Here is an 18,359-nt window from a genome sequence, read left to right as displayed (position 1 = left end):
ATCCCGGCGTTTGCGGCGGGGGCGCCGCCGGGCGGCCCCGCGGACCGCGTCCGTCAGCCCCGCGGCGGCTGCCCGTACCCCCGCAGCCGCTCCGCCACCTCCGCCAGCTGCTCGCCGGTCAGCAGGGTCGGAGTCAGGCCGGGGACCGACGAGGCGGTCAGCCACAGGCGGCACATCCACTCGAGCTGGGCCGTGCGGTCGTAGGCCTGGTCCAGGGTGGCTCCGTAGGTGACGGTGCCGTGGTTCCGCAGCAGGCAGCCGGAGCGGCCGGCGAGGGCGCGGAGCATGTTCTCGGCCAGCTCCTGCGTGCCGTACGTCGCGTAGGGGGCGACTCGGACGGGCCCGCCGAGGGCGGCGGTCATGTAGTGGATCGTGGGGAGCTCGTCGACGAGCGTGGAGACGGCGGTGGCGTGCACGGCGTGGGTGTGCACGACGGCGCGGGCGTCGGTGTGGCGGTGGACGGCGAGGTGCATCGGGAGCTCGCTCGTCGGGACCAGGGTGCCGAGCACCTGCCGGCCGTCGAGTGTGACGCCGGTGATGTCGTCGGCCGTCAGCCGGTCGTAGGGGACGCCGGACGGTGTGACCAGCACGAGGTCGCCGACGCGTACGGAGACGTTGCCGGAGGTGCCGACGACCAGCCCGTCGGACACCGTCCGGCGGGCCGTGGCGACGAGGTCGGCCCAGGCGCGCGCCTCCTCCTCGCGCACGGCTCCGCCCCGCGCCTGTCCGGCGTCCTGCGCGCCTTGTGCGCCCTGTGCGCCTGGTACGCCTTGTACGCCTTGCCGGAGGTCCTGTCCGTTCCGCTGGTCCCGCAACTGGTCGGCCATGCGGCGATCCTGCCAGGGACGCGTCCGACTCGCTGCCGGGCGGCGGCACTTCGCGCCAGGAGTACCCCACCCGGAAGGCGATTCGCAGGTGTATGCCCTCTTCACGGCATACAGCCGGATATCACCTGAATCCCGATGATCCTCAAGTAGCCTCGGGGCGTCCTTCGGGCTCCGCCCGGACTCCGGGCTCCGCCGCGCCCGCCCTCATCCCGCCCGCCGCCCACTACGTCCGTCATGCACCGCGTCCGTCACACCCGTCACATGCGTCACTGTTCACCACACCCGCCACCGCTCACCGCACCCATCGCCCACCGCACCCGTCGCTCATCGGGGGAAGCATGGCCCGTGCCACCGGGGAAACCGAGGGAACCGGTACCCCGTCGCCGTCCCGCCGCCGGCGCACCCGCGCTCTCGCGGCGTCCACCGCCCTGACCGCCCTGACCGCCTTGGCCGCCCTGGCCGTCCAGGCGACCGCGCTCACCGCGGCGCCGGCGTCCGCCGGGACGCTGCCGCAGGGACACGACGTCTCCTCGCACCAGCGCGCCGTCGACTGGGCGGCGGCCCGGGCGCGGGGCGCGTCGTTCGTGTACGTCAAGGCGACGGAGGCCACCGGCTACCGCAACCCGTACTTCGCCCGGCAGTACGGCGGCGCGCTCCGGGCGGGCCTGCTCCGCGGGGCGTACCACTTCGCGCGGCCGGACCTGTCCTCGGGCGCCGCGCAGGCGGCGTTCTTCGTGCGGCACGGCGGCGCCTGGCGGCCGGACGGCCGGACGCTGCCGCCCGCGCTCGACCTCGAGGACAACCCGTACGACAGGAGGCAGGGGCCGTACGACAGGAGGCAGGGGTGCTACGGCCTGAGCGGGGCGCGCACGGTCGCCTGGATCCGCGCGTTCAGCGACGAGGTGCTGCGGCTGACCGGCCGCCGTCCCGTCCTGTACACGACCGCCCACTGGTGGGACACGTGCACCGGCGGCAGCCGGGCGTTCGGCGCGGACCACGCGCTGTGGATCGCCCGGCACGGATCCGGTCCGGGGACGCTGCCGGCCGGCTGGTCGACGTGGACGTTCTGGCAGTACGGCACCGGCGGCGGCCTGCCGGGCGACCGGAACCTCTTCAACGGCTCCCCGGCCCGCCTGCGGGCCTTCGCGCGCGGCCCTGGAGAATCCAGAGTCCACGGACACCATGACGACCGCCTGAGTTCATCTTCCGTTCACCCGGGTTACCTACCGTCGACGCGCCAATGACCTCGAACGATTGCCTGGGTAAATGGAAAGCTTCTCGCTGATCCTCGCGATAGTGGTGGTCACCGCTCTCGCGTTCGATTTCACGAACGGTTTCCACGACACCGCGAACGCGATGGCCACCACCATTTCGACCGGGGCACTCAGGCCCAAGGTCGCGGTGGCCCTGTCCGCCGCCCTGAACCTGGTGGGCGCCTTCCTGTCCGTGGAGGTCGCCAACACGATCTCCAAGGGTCTCGTCGACGAAAGCGGCATCCGTCCCGAGGTCATCTTCGCCGCGCTTGTCGGCGCGATCCTCTGGAACCTGCTGACCTGGCTGGTCGGACTGCCGTCCAGTTCCTCGCACGCCCTCATGGGCGGTCTGATCGGCGCGACCGTCGCCTCGGCCGGCTTCGGCGCGGTGCATGGCGACGCGCTCGTCACCAAGGTGCTGCTGCCGGCGGTGGCCGCCCCGGTGGTGGCGGGCGTGGCCGCACTGGCCGGCACCCGCCTGTCCTACGTCCTCGGCCGCAGGGCCGACGGCAAGGCCGCCGAGAAGGGCTACCGGGTCGGGCAGATCGCCTCCGCCGGCCTGGTCTCCCTGGCCCACGGCACGAACGACGCGCAGAAGACGATGGGCGTGATCACCCTCGCCCTGGTCGCCGGAGGCGCCGTCGCGCCCGACTCCGACCCTCCCACCTGGGTGATCCTCTCCGCGGGCCTGGCGATCGCGCTCGGCACCTACCTGGGCGGCTGGCGCATCATCCGCACCATGGGCAAGGGCCTGACCGACCTCGCCCCGCAGCAGGGCTTCGCCGCCCAGACCAGCGCGGCCACCGCCATCCTGGCCTCCTCGCACCTGGGCTTCTCCCTCTCCACCACCCACGTCGTCTCCGGCTCCGTCATGGGCGCGGGCCTGGGCCGCAAGGGCGGCGTGGTCCGCTGGTCGACGGCGACCCGGATGCTGGTCGCCTGGGCGCTGACGCTGCCGGCCGCCGCCCTGGTGGGTGCGGGCGCCGAGTGGCTGACGGGCCTCGGCGACTGGGGCACCGCGCTCGTCGCCGTCTTCCTGGTCGCCTCCAGCGCCGGCATCTGGCTGGTCTCCCGCCGCCAGGTCGTCGACCACACCAACGTCAACGAGGTCGAGCAGCCGGCCGGCGTGGTGACCACGGCGATCGCCGCCGTGACCCCGCCCCCGACCGTCTCGGCCGCCTCGGCCGCCCCGGCCGACGCCGAGGCCGGTGACCCCCCGGTGACGTTCCCCGCCCAGGCCACCGCTCCCCCGGCGGCCGCCACGACCGAGCCGACCGCTCCCCCGGCCGCCGCCGTCTGACCCGGCCGGCCGGCAGGAAGCCCGGAACAGCCTGAAAGCCCGGCGCAGTCCGAGAAGGCCCGAGAGGGCCCGAGAAGGCCCGAGAACCCGAGAAAGAGAAGAGAAGCACCATGACCATCGACTGGGCGGCCCTCGGCTCCGTCTTCGGCGTCAGCCTCGCGGTCACCGTGGGCCTCGTGGTCCTGTTCACCCTGGGCATCGCGGGCCTGTCCCGCCGCGAGCGGGCCGCCGCCCAGGGCGGCTCCGCGGCCCTCGCGGCCGCCGGCGCCTACGTCTGCTTCGCCGCGTGCGCGGCGGCGGTGGCGTACGGCATCCACCTGATCGTGGCCAAGGGCTGAGGCCCGGCCACCACACTTCGCGCGGCGTTCCCCGTCGAGTCACCTCGGCGGGGAACGCCGCTTTGTTCGTCTTCCCGGCTCGATCCGGCCAGATTCGTTCTTCCGCCCCGTACACGCCTGCGGACGGGCCGGCTCGCGCACCGGGCGGGTTTCGCCCTCTCCTTCACCCCAGTGGCCCCACGGCCACCCATCAGCCCCGCACGACCGCTCGCCGAGCATGCTTCCGCAGCGCTGGGCGAGCGCCTGTCACGCCCGCGCAAGCCGCAGAGTGGCCACACCCTCACACCTCGTATGGCGTGATATAAGTCCGTCAGCAGCCTCGCGAAATGCCATATGGCAGAATGAAGGCGACGTTCAGACGTATGGCACGAGGCGCCGTCCACGGGACATGCCTCGCCGCATGTGTCGACGCTGAACAGTCACCAGGGGAGCCACCATGCCCAGAGAAGTCGACCCGAGCTTGAACCGCCGCAGACTGCGGCTGGAGTTGCGCAGGGCCCGCGAGGCAGCCGGCCAGACGCAGACGGAGGCCGCCCAGGCACTGGAGTGGTCGCTGTCGAAGATCATGCGCATTGAGGCCGGCACGGTCAGCGTCTCCGTCACCGACGTCAGGGCGCTGATCCAGCAGTACGGAGTGACCGATCCGAAGCTGGTGGCCGAACTGGAAGAGGCTGCGCGGGGCAGCAAGGGGCCCAGTTGGTGGGCGCCTTGGAGCGACATCATGACGCCGGGCTTCAAGTCGTACATCGGATACGAGAGCGCCGCCGCGTCCATCCGCACCTACCACCCCGTCATCATGCCGGGTCTGCTGCAGACCGAGGACTACGCGGCCGCCGTGCTGAAACCGCTGACGGACGACGCGCGAGCCCGCCGCATCATCGAACTCCGCACCGCGCGGCAGGAGCGCACCCTGGAAGGCGACGCTCCGCCCCCTTGGCTCTTTTTCGTCGTGGACGAGGCCGCGCTGTACCGACAGGTCGGCGGACCGCAGGTACAGCGCAACCAGCTCCAGCACCTGGTCAACATGGCGCAACGCCCGAGAGTCTCTCTTCAGGTGCTGCCGCTCACGGCGGGCGCACACTACGCGACGCAGACCAGCTTCGTCCTGCTCGGCTTCCACGACGACGAGGACCTCCTCTACATGGAGCACCGCGGGGACGCCACGGTCCGCGACGACTTCGAATTGATCGTGCGGTACCAGGAGTGCTTCGAGTGGCTCCGGGAGACCGCCTACGACACCGAGCACAGCATCGACCTGATCACCCGGGTCAGGGAAGGAATCGACACCACCTGATCGCCGGGCCGGGTGCCCGGGGACACCGAGGGGAGGTCGCGACATGCCAGGCGCGCGGGAGTGGTGGCAAAGAGTTCGCACCGTCGTGCGCATCCCCGGGCCGACCGCCGAGGCGGAAGTGGAGCAAGGAGAGGGCGAGGATCCGGATCCTCCGTCCTCTTCAGGGATGCATTCGTACGACCGACTCGTCCGAGCGGCCATCGAGCGTCAGGAATGGGCCGACCGGATGAACGGCCTCGACAAACAGCGCACGGACGACTGGATCCGGCTGCTCCAGGCCCAGGCCCGGGAGAGCCGGCTGTCTTTACGACACGCGCTCATGTGCTGCACGGGCTGTGTTGTCGCCGTGCTCGCCTGCGTGGGCGGGCTCCTCCTGGTGGCAGGGATGCTCGGCATCACGTCACCGCTGGTGACCGGTTCCTTGGTCGCCACTGCCATGTCCTTCGTCACAGGTCTGAGCATGCGCATGGGCAGGCTGGTGAGTGAGTGCACCTCTGTCCCCGTGCAGCCGCCGACCCTCAGCGCGGACCGCCGGGCGGTGGTCCCGGAACAGGCCTCCGGCGACCACCGATGAGCCGTCCGCGACGGCCTCGCCAGAATCCGAGGGACAGCGCCACCGCTGTGGCCACCACGGTCCACACCAGCGTGCGTGTCCACCCCTCGGGCAGCAGGAGACCCGCTACCGCGCCCACGCACGCGGCAACGACACCGCCGAGTACACAGAGGGCCACAAGGCCCGGGGCCGACAACTGCCCGGAAGCGGGGGCCCGGGCAGCCTCCCTTTCCTCGGGCCGCAATCCGGCCGACTGGTGTCCCGTCATTTCCTCCCCCTCACCCCGCACCGGAAGAGCCCAGCGCGTCCACAAACGCCTGCCACGCATCCCGGGACACCGCGATGTGTCCCGCGATCCGGTTCCAGAAGTGACGGACGAACACCGCCTCCGCTGCCACCGCCACTTCGACGCATGTACCGCTGTCACTGTGGCTGCTGACGCACCAGCGCAGCGTGGCCGAGTCCGGACGCTCCACACCGACCTCCCCTGGCGAGACCCGGCGTCCCCCCGCGTTGGACCGCCCGGAGTTTGCAATGTCCCAGTTTAGGCGAGTCCGTTGGGGCCGCCTAGGTCGAAAACCGGCATGGTTCCCCTCCGCTGTGGGCCTCAGCACAATCTCCCTTCCCAGGTCAGCGGCAAGTTGACGGCCGTCGAACAGGCGTGGTGGACTGCCTGAGCCATGTACGGCGGAGCGAGAGGAAGCCGGTGCGAGTCCGGCGCGGTCCCGCCACTGTGACCGGGGAGGCGTTCCCCGGGAGCCAGGAACTCTCACCGCCGGTCTCGTCGAACCAGGGCGTGGACACCCTGAGTGAGGACATACCGCGATGCGCGCCTGCCGTTTGAGCCCACCGGACCGAGCCCTGCCCCTTGCGCACGTCCCGGTCGGCTGAGCCGATGGGTGCCGATCGCGTCCACGCGTACGGCGCCGCCGCCGGCCTCCTCGGTGACCTGCTCCTCGGCGATCCGCGCCGCGGGCATCCGGTCGCCCTGTTCGGACGTGCCGCCGGCGCCGTGGAGCAGGTCCTGTGGCGGGACCACCGCGGCTGGGGCGCCCTGCACACCGCGGTGTGCGCCGGCGGCGCCGTGGCGCTCGCGGCCGTGGCCGCCCGCTCCGTACGCGCCTCCCGTACTGCCTCCGTCGCGCTGACCGCGGCCGCCACCTGGGCGGTCGTCGGCGGCACCTCGCTGGCCCGCGAGGCGCGCACCGTCGGCCGCGCCCTGGAGGCGGGCGACGTCGAGGCCGCGCGCGCCCGGCTGCCGCACCTGTGCGGCCGCGACCCGCACGCCCTGGACGCCGACGGGATCGCCCGCGCCGTCGTCGAGTCCGTCGCCGAGAACACCTCCGACGCGGTGGTCGGCGCCCTGGTGTGGGGGGCCGTGGCCGGAGTGCCGGGGCTGGTCGGCTTCCGGGCCGTGAACACGCTGGACGCCATGGTCGGCCACCGCTCGCCCCGCTACGCGCGCTTCGGCTGGGCCTCCGCCCGCCTGGACGACCTCGCCGGCTGGCCGGGCGCCCGGCTGACCGCCGCGCTCGCGGCCCTGGCCGGGCCGGACCCGCGCGGTGCCGTCCGCGCCTGGCGCGCGGACGCCGCCCGGCACCCGAGCCCCAACGCCGGGCCCGTGGAGGCCTCGTTCGCGGGCGCGCTCGGCGTGCGGCTCGGCGGCACGCTGTCCTACGGCGGCCGCGTCGAGCACCGGCCGGTGCTCAACCCCGGCGGGCGCGCCGTGCGGGTGGACGACATCGAACGGGCCGTACGGCTCTCCCGGCGCGTCGGCTGGCTGGCATTCGGCGCGTGCGTCACCGGACGCGCGCTGACCCGACGGCTGGTGACGCGACAGCCGGTGACACGACGGCTGATGACGCGGCGGCCGGTGACACGACGGCTGGTGACACGGTTGGCGACGAAGGGACGTGAGGCATGAGCGGGGGTCTGCTGGTCGCCGGTACCACCTCCGACGCCGGCAAGAGCGTGGTCACCGCCGGGATCTGCCGGTGGCTGGTGCGGCAGGGCGTGAAGGTGGCGCCGTTCAAGGCGCAGAACATGTCCCTCAACTCCTTCGTCACGCGCGAAGGCGCCGAGATCGGCCGGGCCCAGGCCATGCAGGCCCAGGCGTGCCGCATCGAGCCGACCGCGCTGATGAACCCGGTGCTGCTCAAGCCCGGCGGCGAGCACAGCAGCCAGGTCGTGCTGCTGGGCAGGCCGGTGGGCGAGCTGAGCGCGCGCGGCTACCACGGCGGGCGGCAGCAACAGCTCCTCGGCACCGTGCTGGACTGCCTGGCCGAGTTGCGGGCCACGTACGACGCGGTGATCTGCGAGGGGGCGGGCAGCCCGGCCGAGATCAACCTGCGCCGCACCGACATCGTCAACATGGGCATCGCCCGCAACGCCCGGCTGCCCGTGCTCGTCGTCGGCGACATCGACCGCGGCGGCGTCTTCGCCTCCTTCTTCGGCACCCTCGCCCTGCTCTCGCGCGAGGACCAGGAGCTGGTCGCCGGGTTCCTCGTCAACAAGTTCCGCGGCGACGTGTCGCTGCTGGAACCCGGCCTGGACATGCTGCGCGACCTCACCGGACGGCCCGCCTACGGCGTGCTGCCCTTCCGGCACGGCCTCGGCATCGACGAGGAGGACGGGATGGCGGTGTCGCTGCGCGGCGCCGTGCGCGAGTCGGTGGTCGCCCCACCCGTCGGCGCGGACGTGCTGCGGGTCGCCGTCTGCGCGATCCCGCTGATGTCCAACTTCACGGACGTCGACGCGCTGGCCGCCGAACCGGGCGTGGTGGTGCGGTTCGTGGACCGGCCGGAGGAACTGGCCGACGCCGACCTGGTGGTGATCCCGGGCACCCGCGGCACCGTGCGGGCACTGCAGTGGCTGCGCGAGCGCGGCCTGGCGGAGACGATCCGGCGCCGGGCGGCCGAGGGACGCCCCGTCCTCGGCATCTGCGGCGGGTTTCAGATCCTCGGCGAGCACATCGAGGACGAGGTGGAGAGCCGCCAAGGCCACGTCGACGGCCTCGGACTGCTGCCCGTACGCGTCCGCTTCGCCCGCGAGAAGACCCTCGCCCGGCCGGCCGGCGAGGCGCTCGGCGAGCACGTGGAGGGCTACGAGATCCACCACGGCGTCGCCGACGTCACCGGCGGCGAACCCTTCCTGGACGGCTGCCGGGTCGGCGCCGTCTGGGGCACCCACTGGCACGGCTCGCTGGAGTCGGACGGCTTCCGGCGCGCCTTCCTGCGCGAGGTCGCCGCCGCCGCGGGCCGCCGCTTCACCCCGGCCCCCGACACGTCGTTCGCCGCGCTGCGCGAGGAACAGCTCGACCGGCTCGGCGACCTGATCGAACAGCACGCGGACACGGACGCGCTGTGGCGGCTCATCGAGTCGGGCGCGCCGCAAGGACTGCCTTTCATTCCCCCGGGAGCGCCCGCATGAGCACAGTGTTGTTGTTGTCGACCGCCGACACCGATCTGCTGGCGGCCCGCGCCTCCGGCGCGTCCTACCGGATCGGCAACCCCACCCGCGTCGACGTCGCCCGCGACCTGCCGGCGCTGCTCGACGGCGCGGACGTCGCCGTCGTACGGCTGCTGGGCGGCAAGCGCGCCTGGGAGGACGGGCTGGCCGCGCTGAAGGCGTCCGGCGTGCCGGCCGTACTGCTGGGCGGCGAGAGCGTGCCGGACGCCGAGCTGATGGCCGAGTCGACCGTGCCCGCCGGCGTCGTCGCCGAAGCGCTGAAGTACCTGGTCGAGGGCGGACCCGCCAACCTGCGGGAACTCGCCCGGTTCCTGTCCGACACCGTGCTGCTCACCGGCGAGGGCTTCGAACCGCCGCAGCCCATGCCGGAGTTCGGCGTGCACGGCGAACGCCCGCAGGTGGCGGGCCGCCCGACGGTCGGCGTGCTGTTCTACCGGGCGCACGAACTGAGCGGCAACACCGCCTTCGTGGACGTGCTGTGCGACGCGATCGAGGCGCACGGCGCCAACGCCCTGCCGGTGTACTGCGGTTCGCTGCGCGGCGCCGACCCCGCGCTGTACGAGCTGCTGGGCCGGGCCGACGCCCTGGTCGCCACCGTCCTCGCCGCCGGCGGCACGCACGCCTCGCAGGCCTCGGCCGGCGGGGACGAGGAGGCCTGGGACATCGGAGCCCTGGCCGAACTGAACGTGCCGATCCTGCAGGGGCTGTGCCTGACCACCCCGCGCGCCGCGTGGGAGGAGTCGGACGCCGCCCTGTCCCCCATGGACGCCGCGATGCAGGTCGCCATCCCCGAGTTCGACGGCCGTCTGATCACCGTCCCGTTCTCCTTCAAGGAGCAGGGCGAGGACGAGGTGCCCGTCTACGTCGCCGACCCCGAGCGGGCCGCCCGCGTCGCCGGACTCGCCGTCAAGCACGCCCGGCTGCGGCACAAGCCGAACGCCGAGAAGAAGATCGCGCTGGTCTTCACCGCCTACCCCACCAAGCACTCCCGCGTCGGCAACGCGGTCGGCCTGGACACGCCCGCCTCGGCGGTACGGGTCCTCGACGCGCTGCGGGACGCCGGCTACACCGTCGACGGCCACCCGGACAACGGTGACGAGCTGATCCACCGGCTCATCGAGGCCGGCGGCCACGACGTGGAATGGCTCACCGAGGAGCAGCTGGCCGCCGCGCCCGCACGGGTGCCGCTCGCCGACTACCGGGCCTGGTTCGACAAGCTCGACCCGGAGCTGCGCGCGGCCATGGTCGAGGCGTGGGGCGAACCGCCGGGCGGCCTCTACGTCGACGGCGACGACATCGTGCTCGCCTCCCTGCAGTTCGGGAACGTCGTCGTGATGATCCAGCCGCCGCGCGGCTTCGGCGAGAACCCCATCGCCATCTACCACGACCCCGACATGCCGCCCTCCCACCACTACCTGGCGGCCTACCGCTGGCTGGAGAACAGCTTCGGCGCCGACGCGATCGTGCACATGGGCAAGCACGGCACCATGGAGTGGCTGCCCGGCAAGGGCCTGGGCCTGAGCGCCGGCTGCGCACCCGACGCGGTGCTGGGCGACCTGCCGCTGGTCTACCCGTTCATCGTCAACGACCCCGGCGAGGGCACCCAGGCCAAGCGGCGCGGCCACGCCACCGTCGTCGACCACCTGGTGCCGCCGATGGCCCGCGCGGACACCTACGGCGACCTCGCGAAGCTGGAGCAGCTCCTCGACGAGTACGCGCTGGTCAGCGACCTGGACCCGGCCAAGGCGCCGGCGGTGCGCAGCCAGATCTGGACGCTCGTGCGGGCCGCCGAGCTGCACCACGACCTGCACGTCGACGAACAGCCGGACGACGACGAGTTCGACGAGTTCGTCATGCACATCGACGGCTACCTGTGCGAGATCAAGGACGTGCAGATCCGCGACGGCCTGCACATCCTGGGCGGCGGCCCGGTCGGCGAACCGCGCGTCAACCTCGTGCTGGCCGTGCTGCGCGCCGCGCAGGTCTGGGGCGGGCAGGCCGGCGCCCTGCCGGGGCTGCGGGCGTCGCTGGCCGCGCACTTCGGGCTGGTGGAGAAGGAACTGCTGGCCGAGCCCGGCGCGCCCGTGAAGGTGCCGGTGGAACTGACCGACCTGGTGGACGGCCCGGCCCGGACCGCCTCCGACGCGATCGACCTGCTGGAGCAGCTGTGCCGGCGCATCGCCGAGGCGCTGGAGGAGCGCGGCTGGGAGGCGGCGGCCGCGCCCGGCGTGCTGCGGGACGTGCTCGGCACCGAACTCCCCGACGCGGCCGCGGTGCTGGAGTTCGCCTGCACCGAGGTCGTGCCGCGGCTCGCCCGCACCACGGACGAGATCGGGCACATCCTGCGGGCCCTGGAGGGCGGCTACGTCCCCGCCGGGCCGTCGGGTTCGCCGACGCGCGGGCTGGTCAACGTGCTGCCCACCGGCCGGAACTTCTACTCCGTCGACCCCAAGGCCATCCCGTCCCGGCTGAGCTGGGAGGTCGGCCAGTCGCTCGCGGACTCCCTGGTGGCGCGGTACCTGCAGGACACCGGGGAGTACCCGAAGTCCGTCGGCCTGACGGTGTGGGGCACCTCCGCGATGCGCACCCAGGGCGACGACATCGCCGAGATCCTCGCCCTGCTGGGCTGCCGCCCGGTGTGGGACGACGCCTCGCGCCGCGTGACCGGCTTCGAGATCGTCCCGCTGGAGGAGCTGGGCCGGCCCCGCATCGACGTCACGGTGCGCATCTCCGGCTTCTTCCGGGACGCCTTCCCGCACGTGGTGGGGCTGATCGACGACGCGGTGCGGGCGGTGGCGGAGCTGGACGAGCCCGGCGACATGAACTACGTGCGCGCGCACGTCGAGCAGGACACCGCCGAGCACGGCGACCGGCGCCGGGCCACCGCCCGCATCTTCGGCTCCAAGCCGGGGGCGTACGGCGCCGGCCTGCTGCCGCTGATCGACGCCCGCAACTGGCGCTCGGACGCGGACCTCGCCGAGGTGTACGCCGTGTGGGGCGGCTACGCCTACGGGCGCGGCCTCGACGGGCGGGCGGCGCGCGGGGACATGGAGCGGGCGTTCACACGGATCGCCGTCGCCGCCAAGAACGTGGACACGAGAGAACACGACATCGCGGACGCGGACGACTACTTCCAGTACCACGGCGGCATGGTCGCCATGGTGCGGCACCTGACCGGCGCGAACCCCGAGGCGTACGTGGGCGACAGCGCCGTACCGGACCAGGTGAAGACCCGCACGCTGGGCGAGGAGACCCACCGCGTCTTCCGCGCCCGGGTGGTCAACCCGCGCTGGATGGCGGCGATGCGGCGGCACGGCTACAAGGGCGCCTTCGAGATGGCGGCCACGGTGGACTACCTGTTCGGGTACGACGCGACGGCCGGCGTGGTCGACGACTGGATGTACGAGAAGCTGGCGTCGGAATACGTGTTCTCACCGGAGAACCAGGACTTCATGCGGAAGTCCAACCCTTGGGCTCTGAGAGGCATCACCGAACGCTTGCTGGAGGCGGCGGACCGCGGTCTGTGGGCGGAGCCGGACGCGGACACGCTGGAGCGGCTGCGCGCCACTTACCTGGAACTGGAAGGCGACTTGGAAGGCGACGAGAAGTGACCACCCCGTTCCCGTTCACGGCCGTCGTCGGCCAGGACGACCTCCGCCTGGCGCTGCTCCTCAACGCGGTGAGTCCGGCCGTCGGCGGAGTCCTCGTGCGCGGCGAGAAGGGCACCGCCAAGTCGACGGCCGTGCGCGCCCTGTCGGCGCTGCTGCCCGAGGTGGACGTCGTCCCCGGCTGCCGCTTCTCCTGCGACCCGGCCTCCCCCGACCCGGCGTGCCCGGACGGGCCGCACGAGCCGGGTCCGGGCACCCGGCGCCCCGCGCGGATGGTCGAGTTGCCGGTCGGTGCCTCCGAGGACCGGCTGGTCGGCGCCCTGGACATCGAGCGCGCCCTCGCGGAGGGCGTGAAGGCGTTCGAGCCGGGCCTGCTGGCCGAGGCGCACCGCGGCATCCTCTACGTCGACGAGGTCAACCTCCTCCACGACCACCTCGTCGACCTGCTGCTGGACGCGGCCGCGATGGGCGCCTCCTACGTCGAGCGCGAGGGCGTCTCCGTGCGGCACGCGGCCCGGTTCCTGCTCGTCGGGACCATGAACCCCGAGGAGGGCGAGCTGCGGCCGCAGTTGCTGGACCGGTTCGGGCTGACCGTCGAGGTGAAGGCTTCCCGGGAACCCGAGCAGCGCGTCGAGGTCGTCAGGCGGCGCCTCGCCTACGACGCCGACCCGGCCGCCTTCGCCGCGCGGTGGGCGGACGAGGAGGCCGCCGTACGGCGGCGGATCGCGGCGGCGCGGGAGCTGCTGCCGCAGGTGCGCCTCGGCGACGGGGCGCTCAAGCAGATCGCGGCGACTTGTGCCGCCTTCGAGGTGGACGGCATGCGCGCCGACATCGTGATGGCCCGCACCGCGACCGCGCTGGCCGCGTGGGCCGGGCGGACCGACGTGCTCGCCGAGGACGTGCGGCAGGCGGCGCTGCTGGCGCTGCCGCACCGGCGGCGCCGCAATCCGTTCGATGCGCCGGGCCTGGACGAGGACAAGCTCGACGAGACGCTGGAGCAGTTCGCCGACTCCGAGGGCGACGGTGACGACGACCCCGACCCGGACGGTCCGGGCGGCGGGGGCGGTGGCCGGCCGCCGCAGGACGGGCCCGCGGGCGACGGTGACGCCTCCGCGCGCCCCGAGGCCGGCGAGGGCGGCGAACCGCAGGTTTCCGGTGGCGGTGAGCAGGCGCCCGTCCGGGCCGCCGAGCCCTTTCGTACCAGGGTGCTGAGCGTGCCCGGCGTCGGTGAGGGCGTCGCGGGCCGGCGCTCACGGGCCCGGACCGAGCACGGGCGCACCACCGGGGCTCGCCGCCCCCGGGGTGTCCTCACCAAGCTTCACCTGGCCGCGACCGTGCAGGCGGCCGCCCCGCATCAGAGGGCGCGGGGCCGCTCCGGCCCTGGTCTGGTGGTGCGCCGGGACGACCTGCGGCAGGCGGTGCGGGAGGGTCGTGAGGGCAATCTCGTGCTGTTCGTCGTGGACGCCTCCGGGTCGATGGCGGCGCGGCAGCGGATGAGTGCCGTCAAGGGCGCCGTGCTGTCGCTGCTGCTGGACGCCTACCAGCGGCGCGACAAGGTGGGGTTGGTGACCTTCCGCGGGAAGGACGCGCAGGTCGCGCTGCCGCCGACCTCCTCCGTGGACGCGGCGGCGGCCCGTCTGGAGTCGCTGCCCACCGGTGGCCGGACCCCGCTGGCCGCCGGGCTGCTGCGCGCCCACGAGGTGCTGCGGGTCGAGCGGCTGCGGGACCCGGCGCGGCGGGCGCTGCTGGTGGTGGTGACCGACGGGCGGGCGACAGACGGAGGGGCGGCGCGCAGCGCCTCCGGCCGGGGTGGTGGCCGGGCGACGGGTGGGCCCGAGCCGGTGGCGCCGGCCTCGCGGGCCGCGCGGCTGTTCGCCGCCGAGGGCGTCGCCTCCGTGGTCGTGGACTGCGAGTCGGGGCCGGTGCGGCTGGGGCTGGCCGGGCGGCTCGCGGGTGAACTCGGCGGTACGGCGGTGACGTTGGACGAGTTGCGGGCCGACTCGATCGCCGGGCTGGTCAGGGATGTGCAGGGGACGTCGAGGAGGGCCGCGTAATGCCGAAGGGACAGCCGAGCGTCGTACCGGACGACGGTCTGACGACCCGTCAGCGGCGCAACCGGCCGCTGGTGATCGTGCACACCGGGGTCGGCAAGGGCAAGTCGACGGCGGCCTTCGGGCTGGCGCTGCGCGCCTGGAACCAGGGGTGGCCGATCGGGGTGTTCCAGTTCGTCAAGTCGGCGAAGTGGCGGGTCGGCGAGGAGCGGGCGCTGCGGGTGCTGGGCGACTCCGGCGAGGGCGGGAGCGTCGTGTGGCACAAGATGGGCGAGGGCTGGTCCTGGGTGCAGCGCGACGCGCAGCTCGACAACGAGCAGAAGGCCCGTGAGGGGTGGGAGCAGGTCAAGCGCGACCTGGCCGCCGAGACGTACCGGCTGTACGTGCTGGACGAGTTCGCCTACCCGCTGCACTGGGGGTGGGTGGACGTCGACGAGGTCGTGGAGGTGCTGCGGGACCGGCCGGGCACCCAGCATGTGGTGATCACCGGGCGCAACGCGCCGGAGAAGCTGGTCGAGGCGGCCGATCTGGTCACCGACATGTCCAAGGTGAAGCACCCGATGGACGTCGGGCAGAAGGGTCAGAAGGGCATCGAGTGGTGACGACGGCGTCGGTGCCCCGGCTGGTCGTCGCCGCGCCCTGTTCGGGCAGCGGCAAGACCACCGTGGCCACGGGGCTGATGGCCGCGTTCGCCGCGCGGGGGCTGGCCGTGTCCCCGCACAAGGTCGGGCCGGACTACATCGACCCCGGCTACCACGCGCTGGCCACCGGCCGTCCCGGGCGCAACCTCGACGCCTACCTGTGCGGTCCGGAGCTGATCGGCCCGCTGTTCCTGCACGGGGCGCGAGGCTGCGACCTCGCCGTCGTGGAGGGCGTGATGGGGTTGTACGACGGGGCCGCGGGCGCGGGTGAGCTGGCGTCGACCGCGCAGGTCGCCAAGCTGCTGCGGGCGCCGGTGGTGCTGGTCGTCGACGCGTCGGCGCAGTCGCGGTCGGTGGCGGCGCTGGTGCACGGGTTCGCGTCGTGGGACCCGCAGGTGCGGATCGGGGGCGTGATCCTGAACAAGGTCGGCTCCGACCGGCACGAGGCGCTGCTGCGGGAGGCGCTGGACTCCTCGGGGGTGCCGGTGCTGGGGGTGCTGCGGCGGGCGCCGCAGGTGGATATGCCGTCGAGGCACCTGGGGCTGGTGCCGGTGGCCGAGCGGCGGGCGCAGGCCGTGGAGGCGGTGGCGGCGATGGCCGCGCAGGTGGCCGCCGGGTGCGACCTTCAGGCGCTGCTGGCGCTGGCGCGCGGTGCGGGCGCGGTGCCGGGCGCGGCGTGGGAGCCGCCCGCGGTCACCGTGCGGGAGCGTACGGTCGTGGCGGTGGCCGGCGGGGAGGCGTTCACCTTCTCCTACGCCGAGCACGCGGAGCTGCTGCGCGCGGCCGGCGCGGAGGTCGCCGTCTTCGACCCGCTGCGTGACGAGCACCTGCCGGAGGGGACGCGCGGGCTGGTGATCGGCGGCGGGTTCCCGGAGGTGTACGCCGCGGAGCTGTCCGCCAACGAGCCGCTGCGCAAGGCCGTGGCGGAGCTGGCGTGGAGCGGGGCCCCGGTGGCCGCCGAGTGCGCCGGGCTGCTGTACCTGTGCCGGGAGCTGGACGGGCGGCCGATGTGCGGGGTGCTGGACGCCACCGCCCGGATGACGGAGCGGCTGACGCTCGGCTACCGGGAGGCGGTGGCCGTCGGGGACAGTGTGCTGGCCCCGGCGGGGACGCGGATGCGGGGGCACGAGTTCCACCGGACCGTCGTGGAGCCCGGCGCCGGTGGGGCCCCCGCGTGGGGGCTGCGGGGCCCGCGGCCGCGGGTCGAGGGCTTCGTGGAGCGCGGTGTGCACGCGAGTTACCTGCACACGCACTGGGCCTCCGAGCCCGGTGTGGCCCGTCGGTTCGTGGAGAGGTGCCGGACGTCATGAGCAGCAGGCTGATCGGGGTCGGGGTGGGTCCCGGCGATCCGGAGCTGGTGACCGTGAAGGGTGTGAACGCCCTGCGGGCCGCCGACGTGGTGGTCGTGCCGGTGATGGACACGGGCGAGCGGGGGCGGGCCGAGGCGACCGTGCTGCACTACGTGCCGCGGGAGAAGGTGGTCCGGGTGGTGTTCGCGCTGAACGAGCGGTCCGACCGGGCCCGGCGCGAGGCCGCCTGGGACGCGGCCGGCGAGCGGGTGGCGGCGCTGCTGCGGGAGCACGGCACGGTGGCGTTCGCGACGATCGGCGACCCGAACGTGTACTCGACCTTCACTTATTTGGCGCAGACGGTCGCCGGGCTGGTCGCGGACGTGACCGTGGAGACCGTGCCGGGCATCACCGCGATGCAGGACCTCGCGGCGCGGTCGGGGGCGGTGCTCACCGAGGGGACCGAGCCGCTGACGCTGGTGCCGGTGACCGCGGGGTCGGCCGTGCTCAAGGACGCCCTGGCCGGGCCGGGGACCGTGGTGGCGTACAAGTTCGGGCGGCAGGCCCGCGAGGTCGCCGAGGCGCTCGCCGAGACCGGGCGGCTGCGGGACGCGGTGTGGGGGTCGGCGCTGGGGCTGCCGGAGGAGTCGATCCGGCCGGCCGCCGACCTCGACGGCGCTCCCCTGCCGTACCTGTCGACCCTGATCGCGCCCGCGCGGCGCGACGGCGGCCGGGGCGGCAAGCTGTGAGGGCCGCGCGGGGGCGGTCAGGCCGCCAGTCCGACCACCAGCCAGATGAACGCGGCGCCCGCGACCGTGCACAGCAGGGTGGAGCGGGCGGGGTGCTCGTGGTGGGCCTCGGGCAGGATCTCGGCGGCGGCGAGGTAGAGCAGCGCGCCGCCGAAGAGGCCGAGGTAGCCGCCGAGCAGCGGTTCGGGGATGGTGAGGAACGAGGTGCAGGCCGCGCCCACCACGGGGGCCAGCGCGTCCGCGACCAGCATGGTCACGGCGCGGCGGCGGGCGTTTCCGTACAGGCTGGTGAGGGTGTAGGTGTTGAAGCCGTCGGCGAAGTCGTGCGCGATCACGGCGAGCGCGACGGCCAGGCCCATGCCGCCGCCGACCTGGAAGGCGGCGCCGATCGCCAGGCCGTCCATGGCGCTGTGCCCGACCATCGCGGCGGCCGCGGTCAGGCCCACCTCGGGCGCCCGGTGGTCGTGCTCCCCGGCGCCGTGCGCCGCGCGGCGGGCGGCCAGCAGCCGCTCCACCAGGTGGGCCAGCAGGAAGCCGGTGACGAACAGCAGCAGCGCGGCGGGTACGCCGAACACCTCGGTGCCGGCCGCCTCCAGGGCCTCGGGCAGCAGGTCGAGGCCGACCACGCCGAGCATCAGGCCGCCGGCCAGGCCCAGCACCAGGTGGCGGCGGTCGGTCACGCGTTGTGCCGTCCAGCCGCCGGCCAGCGTCATGAGGAACGCGCCGAGCGCGACGAAGACCGCCATACGCCCTTGCTATCCGATCTTCCCCGCTTCCCGCACCTCCGGTTTTTCCGGTTCGTGCCGGTCGGGGCGGCCTGGTCCGTGAATGTTCCGCGGTTCCGTCGCGCACACCGGCTGCCCGTACGTCGGCTGCCCGTACGTCGGCTGTCCGTACGTCGGCTGTCCGTACGTCGGCTGCCGGCGCACCAACTGCCCGCACACCGACTGCCGGCACATCGGCTGTCCGCACACCGGCTGCCGTAGAT

Annotated in this window: 15 protein-coding genes and 1 riboswitch; of the genes, 12 read left to right on the top strand and 3 right to left on the bottom strand. The window is 73.6% G+C overall.

Features of this window, described 5'->3' with window-relative positions:
- Positions 1-53: 53 nt before the first annotated feature.
- Positions 54-827: a class II aldolase/adducin family protein gene (locus tag IE225_RS28765; protein ID WP_190060565.1), complete on the bottom strand. Its 774-nt coding sequence runs from the start codon at positions 825-827 to the stop codon at positions 54-56.
- Positions 828-1,165: 338 nt separating this feature from the next.
- Between IE225_RS28765 and IE225_RS28760 the strand changes: the two genes are divergently transcribed.
- The 5 genes from IE225_RS28760 (at position 1,166) to IE225_RS28740 (ending at position 5,586) form a co-directional block, all read left to right on the top strand.
- Positions 1,166-2,071, top strand: coding sequence for a lysozyme (locus IE225_RS28760; RefSeq protein ID WP_190060564.1), 906 nt, complete (start codon positions 1,166-1,168; stop codon positions 2,069-2,071).
- Positions 2,072-2,093: 22 nt separating this feature from the next.
- Positions 2,094-3,380 (top strand): inorganic phosphate transporter, encoded by a 1,287-nt coding sequence (locus tag IE225_RS28755; protein ID WP_190060563.1) that lies wholly within the window; start codon positions 2,094-2,096, stop codon positions 3,378-3,380.
- Between the two features lie 110 nt (positions 3,381-3,490).
- Positions 3,491-3,718 (top strand): hypothetical protein, encoded by a 228-nt coding sequence (locus IE225_RS28750; RefSeq protein ID WP_190060562.1) that lies wholly within the window; start codon positions 3,491-3,493, stop codon positions 3,716-3,718.
- 436 nt (positions 3,719-4,154) lie between these two features.
- A complete protein-coding gene (locus IE225_RS28745; RefSeq protein ID WP_190060561.1) occupies positions 4,155-5,012 on the top strand; it encodes a helix-turn-helix domain-containing protein in 858 nt (285 codons plus the stop codon).
- A gap of 166 nt (positions 5,013-5,178) precedes the next feature.
- Complete coding sequence (locus IE225_RS28740) at positions 5,179-5,586, top strand: hypothetical protein (protein WP_229880149.1); 408 nt, start codon at positions 5,179-5,181, stop codon at positions 5,584-5,586.
- A 257-nt stretch (positions 5,587-5,843) separates the two neighbouring features.
- Here the strand turns inward: IE225_RS28740 and IE225_RS28735 are convergent, their stop codons facing one another.
- The gene (locus IE225_RS28735) at positions 5,844-6,041 is read right to left on the bottom strand and encodes a DUF397 domain-containing protein (RefSeq protein WP_190060559.1); all 198 of its coding nucleotides are present in this window, start codon (positions 6,039-6,041) and stop codon (positions 5,844-5,846) included.
- A 220-nt stretch (positions 6,042-6,261) separates the two neighbouring features.
- A riboswitch (cobalamin riboswitch) is annotated at positions 6,262-6,334 on the top strand.
- Positions 6,335-6,460: 126 nt separating this feature from the next.
- Here IE225_RS28735 and IE225_RS28730 point away from each other — a divergent pair.
- From IE225_RS28730 to cobI, 7 genes are read left to right on the top strand one after another with little or no spacing between them, the layout of a single operon-like run.
- Positions 6,461-7,489 (top strand): cobalamin biosynthesis protein, encoded by a 1,029-nt coding sequence (locus IE225_RS28730; protein WP_190060558.1) that lies wholly within the window; start codon positions 6,461-6,463, stop codon positions 7,487-7,489.
- Complete coding sequence (locus IE225_RS28725; protein ID WP_190060557.1) at positions 7,486-8,994, top strand: cobyric acid synthase; 1,509 nt, start codon at positions 7,486-7,488, stop codon at positions 8,992-8,994. The genes IE225_RS28730 and IE225_RS28725 overlap by 4 nt, the downstream gene beginning before the upstream one ends.
- On the top strand, positions 8,991-12,644 hold the full coding sequence (cobN, locus tag IE225_RS28720; protein ID WP_190060556.1) for a cobaltochelatase subunit CobN: 3,654 nt from the start codon (positions 8,991-8,993) through the stop codon (positions 12,642-12,644). Before IE225_RS28725 ends, cobN begins: the two co-directional genes overlap by 4 nt.
- Complete coding sequence (locus tag IE225_RS28715) at positions 12,641-14,695, top strand: putative cobaltochelatase (RefSeq protein WP_190060555.1); 2,055 nt, start codon at positions 12,641-12,643, stop codon at positions 14,693-14,695. Before cobN ends, IE225_RS28715 begins: the two co-directional genes overlap by 4 nt.
- Entirely contained in the window at positions 14,695-15,294 is a 600-nt protein-coding gene (cobO, locus tag IE225_RS28710; RefSeq protein ID WP_190060554.1) for a cob(I)yrinic acid a,c-diamide adenosyltransferase, read from the top strand. The genes IE225_RS28715 and cobO overlap by 1 nt, the downstream gene beginning before the upstream one ends.
- Complete coding sequence (locus tag IE225_RS28705) at positions 15,288-16,643, top strand: cobyrinic acid a,c-diamide synthase CobB (protein ID WP_190060553.1); 1,356 nt, start codon at positions 15,288-15,290, stop codon at positions 16,641-16,643. The genes cobO and IE225_RS28705 overlap by 7 nt, the downstream gene beginning before the upstream one ends.
- Entirely contained in the window at positions 16,640-17,371 is a 732-nt protein-coding gene (gene cobI, locus IE225_RS28700) for a precorrin-2 C(20)-methyltransferase (protein WP_190060552.1), read from the top strand. Before IE225_RS28705 ends, cobI begins: the two co-directional genes overlap by 4 nt.
- 17 nt (positions 17,372-17,388) lie before the next feature.
- Here the strand turns inward: cobI and IE225_RS28695 are convergent, their stop codons facing one another.
- On the bottom strand, positions 17,389-18,117 hold the full coding sequence (locus IE225_RS28695; protein WP_190060551.1) for a ZIP family metal transporter: 729 nt from the start codon (positions 18,115-18,117) through the stop codon (positions 17,389-17,391).
- Positions 18,118-18,359 lie beyond the last annotated feature (242 nt).

The organism is Streptomyces echinoruber (genome assembly GCF_014651135.1).
Classification (GTDB): domain Bacteria; phylum Actinomycetota; class Actinomycetes; order Streptomycetales; family Streptomycetaceae; genus Streptomyces; species Streptomyces echinoruber.
The sequence above is the reverse complement of the archived record's forward strand: the minus strand, read 5'-3'. Positions and strand labels throughout refer to the sequence as shown.

Coding starts and splice junctions, on each gene's coding strand:
- IE225_RS28765 (WP_190060565.1), bottom strand. CDS start 827: ATGGCCGACCAGTTGCGGGACCAGCGGAACGGACAGGACCTCCGGCAA.
- IE225_RS28760 (WP_190060564.1), top strand. CDS start 1,166: ATGGCCCGTGCCACCGGGGAAACCGAGGGAACCGGTACCCCGTCGCCG.
- IE225_RS28755 (WP_190060563.1), top strand. CDS start 2,094: ATGGAAAGCTTCTCGCTGATCCTCGCGATAGTGGTGGTCACCGCTCTC.
- IE225_RS28750 (WP_190060562.1), top strand. CDS start 3,491: ATGACCATCGACTGGGCGGCCCTCGGCTCCGTCTTCGGCGTCAGCCTC.
- IE225_RS28745 (WP_190060561.1), top strand. CDS start 4,155: ATGCCCAGAGAAGTCGACCCGAGCTTGAACCGCCGCAGACTGCGGCTG.
- IE225_RS28740 (WP_229880149.1), top strand. CDS start 5,179: ATGCATTCGTACGACCGACTCGTCCGAGCGGCCATCGAGCGTCAGGAA.
- IE225_RS28730 (WP_190060558.1), top strand. CDS start 6,461: ATGGGTGCCGATCGCGTCCACGCGTACGGCGCCGCCGCCGGCCTCCTC.
- IE225_RS28725 (WP_190060557.1), top strand. CDS start 7,486: ATGAGCGGGGGTCTGCTGGTCGCCGGTACCACCTCCGACGCCGGCAAG.
- cobN (WP_190060556.1), top strand. CDS start 8,991: ATGAGCACAGTGTTGTTGTTGTCGACCGCCGACACCGATCTGCTGGCG.
- cobO (WP_190060554.1), top strand. CDS start 14,695: ATGCCGAAGGGACAGCCGAGCGTCGTACCGGACGACGGTCTGACGACC.
- cobI (WP_190060552.1), top strand. CDS start 16,640: ATGAGCAGCAGGCTGATCGGGGTCGGGGTGGGTCCCGGCGATCCGGAG.
- IE225_RS28695 (WP_190060551.1), bottom strand. CDS start 18,117: ATGGCGGTCTTCGTCGCGCTCGGCGCGTTCCTCATGACGCTGGCCGGC.